Origin of the sequence: Shewanella sp. 6_MG-2023 (assembly GCF_030547195.1) — a bacterium.
Lineage (GTDB): Bacteria > Pseudomonadota > Gammaproteobacteria > Enterobacterales > Shewanellaceae > Shewanella.
Genome location: NZ_JAUOQU010000002.1, coordinates 64,096 through 80,215, shown reverse-complemented (window position 1 = coordinate 80,215; position 16,120 = coordinate 64,096). Strand labels below are relative to the sequence as shown.

The following is a 16,120-nucleotide window of genomic DNA, read 5'->3' as shown; positions in this document are numbered from 1 at the left end:
AACTGCAATCCTCTATTCAGATGTCAAATAAAAGTTAAAACTTTAATTAACCCTGAATAGAGAGATTAAACAATGATTAATGGAATTATCGTAGCTGCAATTTTATCTTCAACTTCTAACGCTGCTATTAATACGACGGAAACAGTATTTTCTAATCAAGGGCTGCATACTTCTAACCAGAAAGCTAAAGTAGTAAGTGGTCATATCAAGTATTCAGAATCTAATACTCAGCTAGCCAGCAGCCCTTACATCAAGTATTCAGAAACGGGTACTCAGCTAGCCAGCAGCCCGTATATCAAGTATTCAGAAACGGGTACTCAACTAGCTAGCAGCCCTTATATCAAATATTCAGAGACTGGTACTCAACTAGCTAGCAGCCCTTATATCAAGTATTCAGAAACGGGTACCCAACTAGCTAGCAGCCCATATATCAAGTATTCAGAAACGAGTACTCAACTAGCTAGCAGCCCTTACATCAAGTATTCAGAAACGAGTACTCAACTAGCCAGTAGCCCGTATATCAAGTATTCAGAAACGGGTACTCAACTAGCTAGCAGCCCTTATATCAAGTATTCAGAAACGAGTACCCAACTGGCTAGCAGCCCTTACATCAAGTATTCAGAAACGGGTACTCAGCTAGCCAGCAGCCCGTATATCAAGTATTCAGAGGCTGGTACCCAACTAGCTAGCAGCCCATATATCAAGTATTCAGAAACGAGTACCCAACTAGCCAGCAGCCCATATATCAAGTATTCAGAAACGAGTACCCAACTAGCTAGCAGCCCTTACATCAAGTATTCAGAAACGGGTACTCAGCTAGCCAGCAGCCCGTATATCAAGTATTCAGAGGCTGGTACCCAACTAGCTAGCAGCCCATATATCAAGTATTCAGAAACGAGTACCCAACTAGCTAGCAGCCCATATATCAAGTATTCAGAAACGGGTACCCAACTAGCTAGCAGCCCTTATATCAAGTATTCAGAGACTGGTACTCAACTAGCTAGCAGCCCTTATATCAAGTATTCAGAAACGGGTACCCAACTAGCTAGCAGCCCTTATATCAAGTATTCAGAAACGGGTACCCAACTAGCTAGCAGCCCATATATCAAGTATTCAGAAACGGGTACTCAACTAGCCAGCAGCCCATATATCAAGTATTCAGAAACGGGTACTCAACTAGCCAGCAGCCCTTATATTAAATACACCAATTCAAGCATCGCTTAAGGAGATAAAATTATGTTTAACTCTTTATTAAAAGCACTAGGAATTGCACAGCCGCAACGTAAGAAAGTTAAATTACCTGAAGGCCTTGAGCATCTAGAGGTCATCCCAGCTAAAGCATGGTGGAACTAAGTCTTGTAGTGATATTTTACAGGCAAAGAAAAAGGGAGCATTAGCTCCCTTTTTAATACGTGGAATTTGCTAAAAGTATTGTTGCTGTTCATTACTAACCGCTAGTTTACGGGTTAATAAATATTTATGACTGTTGAACAATGGGTAAGCCAGAGGGCCCATCAACAAACCGGCAAATGACCATCTTTTTACTGCCATACCTTGAGCAAAAGCACAATTGCCAAGATAAATCGCCGATAAGATTGAAATAATAAACACTAGAAATACCACTGAAACCTCTACAATTCATTCAGTTAACATCATTTCTTAAGCTCGAAGCATTAAGTTTTTGTGTTCAATGCTAGCTTTGGTCACATTATAACCAAGCCAAATACTCAAAGCTATGGGGATTTTTAATTGAGCCACAGTCAAAATATTCCGCAGCGTACATAAAACAGGCAAATCTCTGCCACTTTAGAATGAAAAAGCGGCATCATGTTGCCGCTTTGTTAAATGCGTAATCCTTAAAGTCTTAGTTTAGACTAATAAAAACTCGCTCCCTCATCAGCCATTTTGACTAATCTTTCACAAGGGGCAAATCTTTCGCCATGTAATTGCTGATACTGACGTAATTTTGACACTAGATTATTGATCCCCATGGTATCCATATAACGGAAAGGACCGCCTAAGAATGGCGGAAAACCAATTCCAAAAATAGCACCGATATCACCGTCTCTTGCATTGGCAATAATGCCTTCATCTAAACAACGAACAGCTTCGTTTAGCATCTGCACAACACAACGCATAGCAATATCGCTTTCACTACCACTTAACTGATTATTAATGCCTAGTACTTGATATACACTTTCATCCACTAGCTTAGCTTTGTTTTTCTTGTTGCCGTATTGGTAAAAACCTTTGCCGTTTTTACGGCCTTTACGGTCATCTGCAAGTAACTTATCAAATGCACTTGGAGCTTCAAAGCGCTCACCCAGTTCTTTAGTTAAGATCGGCGCGATCTTAGCACCAACATCAATACCTACCTCGTCTAGCAAAGTAATAGGTCCTACAGGGAAACCAAACTTAACTAACGCTTTATCTAAAAATTCAATTTTTTGCCCTTCAAGAAGCACTTGCGCAGCTTCATTCATGTATAAGGCTAAAATACGATTTACATAAAAACCGGCTCCGTCTTGAACAACAATCGGTGTCTTACCTTGCTTACGAGCAAAGGCCACTGTCGTAGCAATGGTTTCTGGAGAGGTTTTCTTGTGCGCAATCACTTCCACTAACGGCATTTTCTCAACTGGCGAGAAATAATGCAGACCAATCACATTTTCAGGTCGACTGGCCGCTTCGGCAATTTGGCTGATTGGTAATGAAGATGTGTTAGATGCAAAGATAGTATTTTCATGACATTCACGTTCTACATCTTTCACCATTTGATGTTTTAATGCTAAATCTTCAAATACTGCTTCTACTACGATATCAGCATCTTTTACGCCGCTATATTCAGTGGTTATCGTCATTAACGCCATTAGATTATCTCTAACTGCCGGAGTCATATGACGGCGCTTAACGCCTTTGGCTAACAACTTATAAGCATAAGCCAACGCATTACTTAAGCCGGTTTCATTGATATCTTTAACACGAGCAGGAATTTTAGCTTTGGTTGTCGTCACAGAGGCTATTCCGCCACCCATTAAGCCACCACCAATAACCAGTGCCTTGTTCACTTTGCGAGGTTTGCCCCCTTCTGCACCGGTTTCTTTTTTCATTTCTGTGGTTGCAAGGAATATACTACGAAGCGCTTCTGACTCTGGTGACATAATAAGTTCAGCAAAATGACTTGCTTCAACTTCTAAGCCTTTGATCATGCCTTTATTCATACCCTGCTTAACACAATCAATGATTTTAGCAGGAGCAGGATAATTACCCTGGGTTTTCTTCATCACTTGTTTAGCGGCTTGATCAAAAATAATGTCACGAGTCGTACTGGTTGATTCAAGCAACTTGTTTAAAGCAGACTTTTTAACCACTTTAGCAGCAGACTTGCCTTTTTTTGCCATGGCAACTGCAGTCTCAAGCAAAATAGACTCTGGAACAACGTCATCAACCAAGGCTATTTTCAGTGCTTGTTTCGGACGCAGCTGCTTACCTGTTAGCATCATATCGAGCGCTGTAGTAATACCGACTTTTCTTGGTAAACGTTGGGTTCCCCCGCCACCTGGTAATAACCCAAGTTGAACTTCAGGCACACCCATAATAGTTTTCTTACTGTCGCTGCACACACGCAAATGACACGCTAGCGCTAGCTCTAATCCACCACCTAAGCAGGCACCGTTAATAGCAGCAACAACCGGTATAGTGAGGTTTTCTAATTCATTAAATACCACATGCCCTTGTTGTGATAGTTCTTTGGCAGCAGCAACACTGGTACAGGCATCTAACATGGTGATGTCAGCGCCAGCAACAAAAGAGTCAGATTTTCCTGAAATAATCACTAAACCTTTAATGCTAGCGTCAGTTTTTATCTCGGTAAGAATGTCACTAATTTCTGGGCCAAATTCTGCTTTTAAGGTGTTCATGGTTTCACCAGGAACATCCATAGTCAAAACCGCAATACCGTCTTCACGGCGTTGTAAATTAAATGTCTTTTCCATCAGAATTACTCCACTTCTACTATCATTGCAGCGCCAAGACCACCTGCTGCGCAGGCTGTGGCTAAACCGGTTCCACCACCACGGCGTTTAAGTTCACGACATACTTGAGTGATCAAACGCGTACCCGTAGCCGCAAATGGATGCCCATAAGCTAATGAACCACCTAGTACGTTAAATTTACTCATATCGATTTCACCAATCGCACGATTTTGGCCTAACTTTTCTGCAGCAAACTTTTTAGAGCCAAACATTTGCATGTTGGCTAAGGTTTGCGCTGCAAATGCTTCATGCATTTCAATTAAGGTTAAATCTTCTAACTGCATACCAGCACGCTTTAGTGCTAGCGGCGTAGCATAAGATGGCCCCATTAACATATCTTGCCAAACATCAATGGCAGTAAAGGCATAGCTCTTAATGTAACCAATAGGCTGATAACCTAATGCTTTGGCACGGCCTTCACTCATTAAGATAATTGCTGATGCGCCATCAGTTAGCGGCGTACTGTTGGCTGCGGTAACTGAACCATGTTTGCGATCAAAAGCTGGACGTAATTTCGCGTAAGACTCTAAAACTGAGTTTTCACGAATGTTGTTATCACGATCAATAAACTGCTTATAAGGAGGCACATGAGCCGTCATCACTTCATCGCGTAAATTACCTGAGTTCCAAGTTTCTGTTGCCAGAGTATGTGAGCGATGAGCCAGTGCATCTTGATCGGCGCGGCTAATTGAATAGGTCTTAGCCATTTGCTCAGCCGTTTGCCCCATTGACAAACCGGTAGAATATTCTGCAACCGCTGGCGGTACCGGCATTAAGTCTTTTAAACCCAAACGACGTGCAATGGCGAATTTTTGTTTAAAGGTACGGGCCTTATTTAAGTCCACAAGCGCATGAGCCAGCTTTTTTGAAACGCCAATCGGTAAAACAGAAGATGAATCTGCGCCGCCAGCAATACCAATTTCAACATTACCAGTCATGATTGACTCAGCCACATTCACTGCCGATTGAAAACTTGTCGCACAAGCACGAGTGACACTGTAAGCATCCGTTGATACATCCATGCCAGTGCCTAATACGATTTCACGAGCAATATTTGGCGCAGCAGGCATTTGCACAACTTGACCATAAACTAATTGCTCAATGGTTTTTGGGTCTAACTCTGAGCGAGAAAGCAATTCATTAACCACCATTTTGCCCATATCTAAAGCTGAAACGCCATGAAATGCGGTGGCTTGTTTGGCAAAAGGCGTTCGTAAACCCGCTACAATTGCAATGCGCTCGCCGCGGGCATTGGTTACTTGTTGTCTATCACTCATTGTTCACCCTCTTTTAATTGTTTAGCCTTTATAGGCTTTTCAGTGAAAATCCATTTTGTCAGCGTTATCTGGTCTGACCATAAAAGTGTGATCTGATTCTAACTTTTAATTAGCAAGTTTAAAACACCCGTATGAAAATAACCGGACAATTTCCAACAAAATTAACAACCCAATTGAGATTTATATATTAAATACAGAAGGTTAAACTTTAGAGCATTAGCTTTATTAATATATTTAAGTATCGATTAAAGCTAGCTAACGCACCTTTAGTTGCAGTTAATGAACACCACGAATAAATAAAAATGAAATTCTGTTAATGCTACTAGCCAAAGGCCAATAAAATTCATTAACATAGAGTGAATTAGATAACGTTTTTTAGACAATAAATTTGAGTATCATCATGCCTTTGAGTCGATTTCATTCTTTACGCGCTTATTTAGATAATGTCATTTTGGGACAACCGGTTTTAACAGAAAATATGCTGATCGCTTTAATAGCGGATGGTCATTTACTGGTTGAAGGCCCTCCAGGTTTAGCCAAAACCCGTGCAGTAAAAGCATTATGTGATGGCGTTGAAGGCGACTTTCATCGCATCCAGTTCACGCCTGATTTATTACCAGCGGACTTAACCGGCACCGATATCTATCGCGCTCAAACGGGTACCTTTGAATTTGAAGCGGGGCCGATTTTCCATAACTTAATCCTTGCCGATGAAATTAACCGCGCTCCAGCGAAGGTACAATCCGCATTACTTGAAGCCATGGCTGAAGGACAAGTGACCGTAGGTAAACACAGTTACCCGCTGCCAAAACTCTTTTTAGTGATGGCAACCCAAAACCCACTTGAAAACGAAGGGACTTACCCGCTACCTGAAGCGCAATTAGATCGCTTCTTAATGCACTTAAATTTAGATTACCCAAGTGCCGATACCGAGCGTCAGATTTTGCGTCAGTCTCGTAACGAAGCACTGACTCATCAGTTACCGACCATCGAGCCTGTGGTACAAGCAGATGTATTTTCTGCCCGTGAACAAGCGATGGAACTGTACTTAGCTGAGCCCCTTGAAAGCTATATCGTAGAAATTATTATGGCCACTCGTCAGCCAGAGCGTTATAGCCCAGAACTAGCCAAGTGGCTTGAATACGGCGTGAGTCCCCGCGCTTCAATTTCATTAGAGCGCTGCGCGCGAGCCAGAGCCTGGTTACATCAACGCGATTTTGTCTCACCTGAAGATATTCAAGCTGTGGCGCCTAATGTTTTACGCCACCGTCTACTGTTGAGTTATCAGGCACAGGCAGAAGGGATTAGTGCAGATCACGTCATAAATCATATTTTAAGCCAAGTGGCTGTACCTTAATGTTGAGTTATAGCCACTATGTCAGTAACCGCTATGTCAATTGAAAAAGAGTTGCCGCTATTTAGTAATGGCGTCAACCTTAATGAGCAAGAGCTAATAAGTTGCCAGAGTATTGCCCGTGCGATGCCTGAGAAACGTAGCCGCGCAAAAGCCAGCCTTGCAGGCCATAGAAGCAGCCTCATAAAAGGGCGTGGAATGGAATTTGCCGAAGTGCGACATTATCAAAATGGTGATGATGTGCGCACCATAGACTGGCGCGTTACGGCCAGAACTGGCAAGGCCCACACCAAATTATTTATTGAAGAACGTGAACGCCCTATTATCTTGCTGGTCGATCTAAGTCATAGCTTATTTTTTGGCTCGAGTTTGCTTTTACAGTCTCTGCAAGCCGCCCATGTCGCAGCAACACTTGGCTGGAACGCCATTAACCACGGTGACCGTTTGGGGGCATTGATTGCCAGTGAAACCGAACATGTGGAGTTAAAACCCCGCAGTCGCCGACAAGGTATTTTGCAGCTCACATCAGCATTAATCAAAGTGCATCAAAACCAGTTAAATCACTTTGATGAATTACCCCAAGATCCCCAGCATATTTTACGGGCTTGCCAGCGATTGCAACGCATCGCTAAACCCGGCTCACTGGTATGGATAATTACTGATGGCCAGCACTTTAGCCAAGAATGTTTAGCGGCACTCACCGAGCTTAAACGCCATTGTGATGTGGGTGCCTTTATTATTACAGACCCATTACGACAAGGCACATTAGCGTTACCAAAGCGATTTTCACTGCCTGTACGTGATGGTAAGCAACAACTTACCTTAACTCGCCATAGCTACGATGTGTGGTTAAATGAACAGTTAGCTCGTCAACAACAGTTTATTGAATTAATGAAAATGCTCAAAGTTCAAACCCGCTTTATCGATGCAGGTAAGAGTCTTAGCGATCAATTGGAACTATTACGTTAGATGAATGCTCCTCAAATCAATCCCGCATTAATGCAAATGGAAGATATCGTGCTGCCGCAGCCAATATCACAATTGCCCCTTGCCCCCGGTTATTGGCTAGTGGCGATTATCATTATCGCGGCTGGTGTCATCACTTTCATCAAGCTGCGAAAACGTGCCAAATATCACGCCCCGAGAAAGGCCGCATTAGCGCAACTACAGCAACTTGATATAAATGACAGTCAATACCCAAGCCAGATTAATAGCTTACTAAAACGAACTGCCTTGAGTTATTTACCCAGACAGGATTTTGCACAACTTGATGGCGACCAATGGTTCAAATGGCTTGAGCTAAGGTTACCGCAAGCAGAGCAAGGCCAAATTGGCTTGTTATTAGCCAAGCGTTATCAAGCTTGTGGCTTAAATGCAGCTGAAAAGCAGCAGTTATTTAAGTTAGCCAAGTCTTGGTTAACTAAAAAAGCTCGCTTTGCGCCCCTTAATGCCATCAAAAGCATCGCTAACAGCGCAAATACGCAAGCAAATAGTCCACAGGAGGCATCATGTTCTCTATAGCATGGCCGTGGTTATTGCTTTTAATGCCATTACCTTGGCTGTTAAAACCAAAGCGCGTTTCAAAAAATAATGGCGGTCACCTGCAACTTCCTGGCATCGCTAATGCTGATCAGGTCATATCAAGCCATGCTGACAAACCATCCCGTAAATTGTATTGGTTAATGTGGGCATGTTTATTGTGCGCACTTGTCAGGCCCCAATGGTTAGGCGAGCCTATAGAGCTGCCATCTGAAGGGCGCGACTTAATGCTGGCAGTCGATTTATCCGGCAGTATGCAAATTGAAGACATGGTTGTTGAAGGCAAAACGGTTGATAGATTGACCCTTATTAAACATGTGATTGGCGACTTTATCGAACGCCGTAATGGTGATCGCCTTGGGTTAATTTTATTTGCCGATCACGCCTATTTACAAGCGCCACTGACCCAAGATAGACGCTCGGTGGCAAAGTTCCTCGCCGATAGTCAAATTGGCCTAGTGGGCAAACAAACCGCCATTGGTGAATCAATTGCATTGGCGGTGAGACGCTTTGATAACGTTAACGACAGTAACCGAGTGCTCATTTTACTCACCGATGGTTCAAATAACGCAGGTAACATAGAACCTGAAGTGGCAGCTCGCATCGCTGCAGAACGCAATGTCACTATTTATACCGTCGGTGTTGGCGCTGAAATACTGGAAAGACGCAGTATTTTCGGCACTGAAAAAGTAAACCCGTCAGCAGATCTTGATGAAGCGCAATTACAACAGCTTGCAGAAATGACCAATGGTCATTACTTTAGAGCCCGTAATAGCGAAGAGCTAGAAGAAATTTATCAAAAAATTGATGAATTAGAGCCAGTCAGTCGCGACCAATTAACCTACCGCCCCCAAAGCGAGTTATTTTACTGGCCATTGTTGTTAGCGTTATTAATCAGTTTAAGTATTAGTCTACGTAGTCAAATGAATTTACCTAAAAATCTGACTTCAGCCTTTTACAAGGAGGATAAATAATGAGTTTGCATTTTATCCGCCTTGAATGGCTATTGGCCTTAATTCCATTAACCATTATTGGACTATTTTTGTGGCGCCAGAGTAAAAATAACTCTGCATGGCAACACTATATTGCCCCTCACCTTGCTAGCACCCTGATCAGTGAGTCTGCACACATCAAAAAACAACCCAAATGGTTATTAATGCTGTGTTGGTTTATTGCGGTTGTGGCCATATCGGGCCCTGCCGTGAATAAACAAAGCCTACCTGTGTTCGCTAGCGAGCAAGGGCGTGTACTGGTAATGGATATGTCTTTATCCATGTATGCAACCGATCAAAAACCTAATCGACTATCCCAGGCCAAATATCGAGCCACCGATTTTTTAACCAATTTAAAAGAAGGTGAAACTGGGTTAATCGCTTTTGCGGGAGATGCATTTACTATTAGTCCGTTAACCCGTGATAGCTCTACCCTATTAAATCTGCTCCCAACCTTAAGCCCGGACATTATGCCCGTTAGAGGCTCAGATTTAGCCGCCGCCCTTACCCTTGCCCAACAGTTATTAGGTCAAGGCGGGCATATCAGCGGTGATATTATTGTGATGACCGATGGTGTTAATGCAGCCCAATATGCGCAGGCAGCAAAAGCGCTGGATGGCAGTCGATATCGAGTATCGGTGATGGCATTTGGTAGCCAACAAGGCGCAGCAATACAGCTGCCAGATGGTCAGCTTATGCGCGATAATGCCGGTGAGATCGTGGTTGATAAAACTGACTTTTCATTGCTTGATAAATTGGTTACTCCCACTGGCGGTTTAATGTTACCAGCACGGGCAGACGGCGCTGCACTGGGCCAACTCGAAGCATGGCTTGCTAATGATGGTAATGCAAAAGCCACCGAACTTGAAGGTGAAGCTTGGCAAGATTTAGGCCCTTATATTGCCCTCCTGTTGATTATTCCAGTACTGCTGAGTTTTAGGTTTACAGTACTGCCTATGGTGAGTGTCCTCACGCTAGGCTTATTGATGCAGCCAACTCCTGCTTCAGCTAATAGCTGGGATGATTTATGGCAAACCGCCGATCAACAAGCCTTAGAGCAATTTAATCAGGCTCAATCAGCAGAAGACTATTCTAAAGCTGCCGAGCAATTTGACCAGCCTCAATGGCAAGCTAGCGCCCAATATAAGGCTGGTAACTATGAAAATGCCTTAAGCGGTTTTGAGCAAGATGACTCTGCCAATGGTTTATATAATCAAGCCAATAGTTTACTGCAGCTGAATAAAATTGATGAGGCGATAAAGCGTTATAAGCAAGCATTAACTCAACAAGCAGATTTCCCTCAGGCCGAGAAAAACCTCGCTTTGGCTGAGCAAATGAAGCAGCAACAAGAGCAACAGTCGGAGCAGGATCAGCAAAGTGATGACAACCAATCATCTGACCAGAAGCCAAATGATGAGCAGTCATCAAATGATCAATCTCAAGGAGATCAATCACAGCAAGATCAATCTCAAAGTGATGAGTCTAGCTCTGAGCAATCTCAACAGCAGCAGTCTCAAAATGACCCGTCACAAGAAGATCAATCTGCGAATGATTCTCCGCAGGATCAGCAATCTAGTGACTCTCAACAAGATGACAGCCCCAATGAGACTGACGAAAGTTCATCAGCTTCATCTCAACAAAATGAGCAACAAGCCGATAATAATGAAGCTGAAATGCAAGCTAACAGTCAAGATAACCAAGCTCAAGCTGAGCCTGAAACTGCTGAGCAACAAGACAAGACTCAACAACAAGCTCAAGCTGCTGAAACATCAGAACAACAGCCAGATTCTGAGTCTGGCACACCAGTGGCCTCATCGGCTTTATCTGAAGAGCCGCTGCCAGCAGATTTAGAAAGAGCACTTCGCGCAGTCAGTGAAGATCCACAAGTATTAATTAGAAACAAAATGCTATTGGAATATCAAAAGCGTCGTCAAAACGGCCAACTTCCTAAGGATAAACAACAGTGGTAAACAGAATCATTTTAGCCCTAGTCGCTATTCTTTTTACAGGGCAAGCACTCGCGGTCACTAACATTCAAGCAACGGTGGACCGTAACCCCGTCATGCAAGGTGAGTATTTTGTATTAAACGTCACCGCAGATGATGATGTTAATGCAGGCTCATTAGACACCTCAATATTGCTAAAAGACTTTGTTGTCGGCCGCACTAGCGTGGGACGAAGCACGCAAATCGTTAACTTCAACTCCAGTAAAGAAACCCGCTGGCAAGTATTATTATCGGCTAAAAATAGCGGCACTGTGACTATTCCTGCCTTTACTATGGAAGGTATTCAATCTAATCCCATCGAGTTAACGGTTTTAGATGCTGGCTCCCAGCCTCAGCAAATGCGCAATTTGTTTGTGGAAGGCGAAGTTAGCACTCAAGAAGCTTATGTGGGCCAATTAATTACCTATAAAGTTAAGCTATTTTTAGCTGCTGAATTACAGCGTGGTGTCATTAGCGCCCCAGAAATATCAGGTGCTGAGATCAAGCAGCTTGGCGAAGATCAAGACAGTGTTGAAGTGGTTAATGGCCGCCGTTTTCGCGTAATTGAGCGAACCTATGCCATGATTGCCGATACTCCAGGTAAACTCGCCATTAAAGGTGCGAGTTTTTCAGGTGATATTTTAGTTGAAGCACCACGACGTGGCGGCATGTTTGGCTTTAATGAAAGCCGTCCGATGCAAGCTGCTGCTGAAGATACTGAAATCATAATTAAACCCATACCTGACAGCTATCAAGGTGATTGGCTCGTCAGTGATTTATTAATCGCTAAAGAAGTGTGGCCTGAAGACAGCAGTGAATTTGAAGTGGGTAGCCCAATCACCCGCACCATTAATATCATCGCATCTAATGCTGACAGTAATAGCCTGCCTGACATTGAATTAGCTATGCCAAGTGCGCTGAAATCATATCCAGAAAAACCAGTTAGACAAACTGTACTTAGAGAAAACCATGTAGTGGCCCAGTACAGCCTTACCACTGCTATCGTGCCAACCAAAGCTGGAACATTTACCCTTCCTGAAATTACAATTCCGTGGTGGAACTCGCAGCTACGTCAGCAGCAATTTACCACCATTTCAGCAAGAATAGTGACCATTGCGGCTAATCCAGAACAAGCACCAACGCCAATTACACCTGAGGTTACACAGCCCAGCAATAATCCTGGTTTTTGGCCTTGGTTAACACTGCTATTTGCCGCATTATGGCTTATCACAATCGCCCTGTGGTTAAACGCCCGTAAGCAAAAGTCGCTAACAGTTACCTCTGAAAATGTTGATGTTCAGTCCTCCTCTGCTCGAGTGAGCATCAAAGACATCAGCCTCGCCTGTGATAAAAATGATGTATCTCAAGTCATTACATTACTGCAGCAGCATTTTTCTACATTACTAAACAAACCAATGAACTTGGCTGATATTAGCCAGTTATCAACTGCGCTAGCTCAAGCAACTCATCAATTACAGCAGGCTAAATACAGCCAATCTTCAACATTTGTTGATAAAGCGGCTTTATTAAAAGCCATTGAGAGTTACAGTCATAATTCTGCAGTAAACTCCCCATCTGCGCTGAGTTCGTTAAACCCTTAACGAATAAACTGATTGAATAGCAAGCATAATTATACTTGCTATTCATCAGTAACCTTTTAAGCTATCGAACATAATATTTTTAACAAAAAGATAAAAATGTTTGATAGCTTGCGAAATAAAAAGTCCGAACCCACGGTCATATCTGACATGTTAACTAAACAACGACGATACGACAGCCTCGTCCGGGCACTTCACGCAGATATCTTCCGATATGCCTATTGGCTTATCGGCGATAAACATGTTGCTGAAGACGTCACTCAAGAAACCTTTTTACGTGCATGGCGTGCGCTTGACTCTTTAAAAGATGACAAAGCCGCTAAAGCATGGCTGATCACTATCTTGCGCCGAGAGAATGCCCGTCGATTTGAACGTAAGCAGTTTGACTACAGTGATGTAGAGCAAGAGTTGCTTGAAGACCAAAAGTCTTCCACTACCGAAGAGCAAACAGAGCAATATTGGCTACGTAAACAGATCGGCTTATTAGAGATTGAATATCGAGAGCCATTACTGCTGCAACTCATTGGCGGTTTTAGTGGTGAAGAAATTGCAGAGTTGCTTGAACTTAATAGAAACACCGTCATGACGCGATTATTTCGTGCCCGTAATCAATTAAAAGACGCTTTAGAGTCTCCTGAAGTTAGAGGTCAATCAAATGGATGATCTACAATTTCGTCGCCATGCCTATGACGACCCCAACAGCCAAGATGAAGATTTCTTGGCACAAATTGCTGCGTCTGAGTCTGATGCAAAGTTAGTCAGTGAATTAAAAACATTAGACAGTAAGCTTACCCATGCGCTTAATATTGATGTGCCTAATGATTTAGCAGATAAATTATTATTACGTCAGCAACTGAATAAACATCAGGAGCAAAAAAAGCATACTCGTTATTTAATGGCTATGGCTGCATCCGTGGCATTAGTCATCGGTTTAAGTTTTAGCATGTTAAAATTTGCCCCCGTTGACTTAGCTGAGCATGCGCTCGCTCATGTATACCATGAACCCAAATCAATGCTGGTTGATCAAAATGTTGGCTTTGAAGATGTTAATTTTAAACTGGCTGGTATTGGCGGTTTAGAAAACGCCAAATTCATTCAACAGCCCGGAAAAGTGTTTTATACCTCCTATTGTGACTTTCAAGGAGTTAAAAGCTTGCACTTAGTGATGGAAGGTAAAGACGGTAAAGTCACCCTCTTTATTGTCCCGGCTGAAAATAGAATGGTCACCGAAGAAGCTTTTGCAGATCAACACTATCAGGGCTTGGGCTTTCAAACAGCTGGGGCATTCATGATGTTAGTTGCAGAGCAAGATACTGATTTACAGTTTGTTAAATCTGAAATAGAGCAAACCTTTATCTAGTTATAGTCACAACCTGTAACCATCTCCTATCAATTAGATAATAAGCAGTCAATGTAAACTTATTGAGTGCTTGTTATCACATCAAATTTACTTCCCAAATTGTGCACTGGCTCATACATCTGCTAGCATATGCGCCACAATAATAAAAATACGGAAGTATCATGACCATAGAAACCCCCATTCTAATCACTTTTATCGGCTACCTCGCGTTAATGATGGGGATTGGCTACTGGGCTTATCGTAAAACAGATACCGTTGACGACTATATTCTGGGTGGCCGAAAAATGGGCCCTGCTGTCACCGCATTAAGTGTTGGTGCATCAGATATGTCAGGTTGGTTATTACTTGGCTTACCTGGTGCAGTGTATTTAGACGGCTTAGGTGAAGCTTGGATTGGTTTTGGACTGATATTTGGTGCCTGGCTCAACTGGCTTTTTGTCGCCAAACGTTTACGTATTTACACTGAACTGGCTGACAACTCGCTGACATTACCTGACTTTTTTGAAAATCGCTTTCATGATAACCAAGGCGTATTAAAAATGGTTGCTGCGGTCACCATCTTAGTCTTTTTCACCTTTTATACCTCATCAGGTATGGTTGGCGGCGCAATATTATTTGAAAAAGTATTTGGCCTTGATTACACCTTAGCACTCATTATAGGTTCAGTAATCATCGTTTCTTACACTTTTGTAGGCGGTTTCTTTGCCGTCAGTTGGACTGACTTTTTCCAAGGCTGTTTAATGTTAGTGGCCTTACTTATTGTACCTGTTGCCATCTTCAGCCAACCTGAGACTCAAGAAAACCTGCAGCAACTTGACCCTGCCATGCTGTCGTTTGTCAGTGAAAACACCACAGTCATCGGCTTAGTGTCATTACTGGCTTGGGGCTTAGGTTATTTTGGCCAGCCACATATTCTATCTCGCTTTATGGCCATTGGCAGCGCTAAAGACATTAAGTTATCTCGTCGCATTGCTATGAGCTGGATGGGTATTTCTCTGATTGGTGCATTGGCAACGGGTATCGCTGGTACCTTGTATTTTGCCGACACTCCCCTAGATAACCCAGAAACTGTATTTATTCACCTTGCCCATGCTGCGTTTAATCCATGGGTTGGCGGCTTGTTAATTGCAGCAATTTTATCAGCGATCATGAGCACCATTGATTCACAGCTTTTGGTTTGTTCAAGCGTAATAACTGAAGACTTTTATCGCAAATGGATTAAACCCGATGCGAGTAATAAAGAGTTAATGCTCGTGGGCCGTTTGGGGGTTATCGCCATTGCTATTGTGGCCGCAGTCATTGCACTTAATCCTGAAAGCAGTGTCCTAGGGTTAGTGAGCTACGCATGGGCAGGCTTTGGCGCAGCATTTGGCCCTGTGGTATTACTATCACTATTTTGGCAGCAATATAGTCGTAACGGCGCTGTAGCAACAATTGTTGTCGGTGCGGTGACCGTGGTGGTCTGGAAACAACTCTCTGGTGGTATTTTTGACTTGTACGAAATAGTCCCTGGATTTTTGCTCGCCTCATTGGCAGGTATCTTAGTCAGTAAGCTATTTCCTGCAAGCACAGAGACGTTGGCCTCATTCAAGGTCTTTCGCCAGTCACTTTAGTGCTTTACAAGGTTAACCCTTAGTAAACACCTGCCGACTTTTTCGTTAACAACAATTAGTCGGCTGGCTCATTTCTAGAGTAAAAATTCTAAACTCAGCGTACAGGTGTTAGCTAAAAAGCAGCCCTAGTCACAATTCTTAATTACAGCAACCTAACAAAGTTATCATTATAAAATCAAACTCAAACCACTGAAATTACAGCGTTAACTCCCACAAAGGTTTGTAAGACCTTCTCACAATTATATTTAACAGCTCAAATTATTAACAAAAATTCAACACCAAAAGTCACTGGTCGGAGTTGTATAGCTTACTTGTGTTACCTAAGATGCGCTCAAATATAAGTGGCAGTGATATGAACACATGCAGTA

The 16,120-nt window shown here is 42.8% G+C and carries 13 protein-coding genes; 10 read left to right on the top strand and 3 right to left on the bottom strand.

The genetic code is table 11. The annotated features are described in order from the left end of the window. Nucleotides 1-72: 72 nt before the first annotated feature. The gene (locus Q4533_RS01610) at nt 73-1,224 is read left to right on the top strand and encodes a hypothetical protein (RefSeq protein WP_303501561.1); all 1,152 of its coding nucleotides are present in this window, start codon (nt 73-75) and stop codon (nt 1,222-1,224) included. A gap of 198 nt (nt 1,225-1,422) precedes the next feature. Here the strand turns inward: Q4533_RS01610 and Q4533_RS01605 are convergent, their stop codons facing one another. The 3 genes from Q4533_RS01605 to fadI form a co-directional block, all read right to left on the bottom strand. Further along, nucleotides 1,423-1,611 (bottom strand): hypothetical protein, encoded by a 189-nt coding sequence (locus Q4533_RS01605; RefSeq protein WP_241901111.1) that lies wholly within the window; start codon nt 1,609-1,611, stop codon nt 1,423-1,425. Between the two features lie 263 nt (nt 1,612-1,874). After that, a complete protein-coding gene (gene fadJ, locus Q4533_RS01600) occupies nt 1,875-3,995 on the bottom strand; it encodes a fatty acid oxidation complex subunit alpha FadJ (RefSeq protein WP_303501559.1) in 2,121 nt (706 codons plus the stop codon). A 5-nt stretch (nt 3,996-4,000) separates the two neighbouring features. Then, a complete protein-coding gene (gene fadI / locus Q4533_RS01595; protein WP_076537168.1) occupies nt 4,001-5,311 on the bottom strand; it encodes an acetyl-CoA C-acyltransferase FadI in 1,311 nt (436 codons plus the stop codon). A gap of 400 nt (nt 5,312-5,711) precedes the next feature. Here fadI and Q4533_RS01590 point away from each other — a divergent pair, with 400 nt between their 5' ends. The 9 genes from Q4533_RS01590 to putP all read left to right on the top strand — a co-directional run bounded on the left by Q4533_RS01590 (nt 5,712) and on the right by putP (nt 15,752). Then, nucleotides 5,712-6,668: a MoxR family ATPase gene (locus Q4533_RS01590; RefSeq protein ID WP_102437486.1), complete on the top strand. Its 957-nt coding sequence runs from the start codon at nt 5,712-5,714 to the stop codon at nt 6,666-6,668. A gap of 18 nt (nt 6,669-6,686) precedes the next feature. Next, nucleotides 6,687-7,634: a DUF58 domain-containing protein gene (locus Q4533_RS01585; protein ID WP_241904013.1), complete on the top strand. Its 948-nt coding sequence runs from the start codon at nt 6,687-6,689 to the stop codon at nt 7,632-7,634. After that, nucleotides 7,635-8,186 carry a DUF4381 domain-containing protein gene (locus Q4533_RS01580; protein ID WP_303501557.1) on the top strand — a complete coding sequence of 184 codons (552 nt, stop codon included), beginning with the start codon at nt 7,635-7,637 and terminating at the stop codon, nt 8,184-8,186. Then, nucleotides 8,174-9,178: a VWA domain-containing protein gene (locus Q4533_RS01575; protein ID WP_303501554.1), complete on the top strand. Its 1,005-nt coding sequence runs from the start codon at nt 8,174-8,176 to the stop codon at nt 9,176-9,178. Before Q4533_RS01580 ends, Q4533_RS01575 begins: the two co-directional genes overlap by 13 nt. After that, nucleotides 9,178-11,166 (top strand): VWA domain-containing protein, encoded by a 1,989-nt coding sequence (locus Q4533_RS01570; RefSeq protein ID WP_303501552.1) that lies wholly within the window; start codon nt 9,178-9,180, stop codon nt 11,164-11,166. Before Q4533_RS01575 ends, Q4533_RS01570 begins: the two co-directional genes overlap by 1 nt. Further along, the gene (locus Q4533_RS01565) at nt 11,160-12,782 is read left to right on the top strand and encodes a BatD family protein (RefSeq protein WP_303501550.1); all 1,623 of its coding nucleotides are present in this window, start codon (nt 11,160-11,162) and stop codon (nt 12,780-12,782) included. Before Q4533_RS01570 ends, Q4533_RS01565 begins: the two co-directional genes overlap by 7 nt. A gap of 96 nt (nt 12,783-12,878) precedes the next feature. After that, on the top strand, nt 12,879-13,442 hold the full coding sequence (locus Q4533_RS01560) for a sigma-70 family RNA polymerase sigma factor (RefSeq protein WP_102437495.1): 564 nt from the start codon (nt 12,879-12,881) through the stop codon (nt 13,440-13,442). Further along, nucleotides 13,435-14,139: a DUF3379 domain-containing protein gene (locus Q4533_RS01555; RefSeq protein ID WP_102475695.1), complete on the top strand. Its 705-nt coding sequence runs from the start codon at nt 13,435-13,437 to the stop codon at nt 14,137-14,139. Before Q4533_RS01560 ends, Q4533_RS01555 begins: the two co-directional genes overlap by 8 nt. Nucleotides 14,140-14,300: 161 nt before the next feature. Then, nucleotides 14,301-15,752, top strand: coding sequence for a sodium/proline symporter PutP (putP, locus tag Q4533_RS01550; RefSeq protein WP_303501547.1), 1,452 nt, complete (start codon nt 14,301-14,303; stop codon nt 15,750-15,752). Nucleotides 15,753-16,120: the final 368 nt, after the last annotated feature.

Coding starts and splice junctions, on each gene's coding strand:
- Q4533_RS01610 (WP_303501561.1), top strand. CDS start 73: ATGATTAATGGAATTATCGTAGCTGCAATTTTATCTTCAACTTCTAAC.
- fadJ (WP_303501559.1), bottom strand. CDS start 3,995: ATGGAAAAGACATTTAATTTACAACGCCGTGAAGACGGTATTGCGGTT.
- fadI (WP_076537168.1), bottom strand. CDS start 5,311: ATGAGTGATAGACAACAAGTAACCAATGCCCGCGGCGAGCGCATTGCA.
- Q4533_RS01590 (WP_102437486.1), top strand. CDS start 5,712: ATGCCTTTGAGTCGATTTCATTCTTTACGCGCTTATTTAGATAATGTC.
- Q4533_RS01585 (WP_241904013.1), top strand. CDS start 6,687: ATGTCAGTAACCGCTATGTCAATTGAAAAAGAGTTGCCGCTATTTAGT.
- Q4533_RS01580 (WP_303501557.1), top strand. CDS start 7,635: ATGAATGCTCCTCAAATCAATCCCGCATTAATGCAAATGGAAGATATC.
- Q4533_RS01575 (WP_303501554.1), top strand. CDS start 8,174: ATGTTCTCTATAGCATGGCCGTGGTTATTGCTTTTAATGCCATTACCT.
- Q4533_RS01570 (WP_303501552.1), top strand. CDS start 9,178: ATGAGTTTGCATTTTATCCGCCTTGAATGGCTATTGGCCTTAATTCCA.
- Q4533_RS01560 (WP_102437495.1), top strand. CDS start 12,879: ATGTTTGATAGCTTGCGAAATAAAAAGTCCGAACCCACGGTCATATCT.
- Q4533_RS01555 (WP_102475695.1), top strand. CDS start 13,435: ATGGATGATCTACAATTTCGTCGCCATGCCTATGACGACCCCAACAGC.
- putP (WP_303501547.1), top strand. CDS start 14,301: ATGACCATAGAAACCCCCATTCTAATCACTTTTATCGGCTACCTCGCG.